Genomic DNA, 345 nt, shown 5'->3' with positions numbered 1-345 from the left:
ACGTGGAAACCGACGGCACGTTGGATAGCATCGTCATCAGTGGTAAAGACGCGAACGGTGACGATGTGAGCTACACGTTGGTATCGGGCGATTACACGCTAGAAAATGGTGTGGTGACGGTGACCGACCTAGACCTGTCTTCAGAAGGCTTCGCGGATGGCACCTTAACGGTGACCATGACGGTGACCGACAAGGCGGGCAACGAAGGTGACGTACAAGACACCATCGCGCTGGACCTAACGGCACCAGGCGAAGGCGGCAATGACGCGAACAACAGCATCGAGTTCGTGGACGGCAATGATCTGCTGAGCGAAGACGAGCTGAAAGCGGTCGACCTGACGGGTA

At 56.8% G+C, this 345-nt stretch carries 1 protein-coding gene; it reads left to right on the top strand.

Features of this window, described 5'->3' with window-relative positions; translation table 11 throughout:
* Window positions 1-20 precede the first annotated feature (20 nt).
* On the top strand, window positions 21-345 hold a 325-nt coding region (locus AB4512_RS22195; protein ID WP_372175707.1), incomplete at its 3' end, for a hypothetical protein.

It is taken from the genome of Vibrio sp. 10N.222.52.B7, assembly GCF_041474275.1.
Classification (GTDB): domain Bacteria; phylum Pseudomonadota; class Gammaproteobacteria; order Enterobacterales; family Vibrionaceae; genus Vibrio; species Vibrio crassostreae_C.
This window is presented reverse-complemented; position numbering and strand designations above follow the sequence as displayed.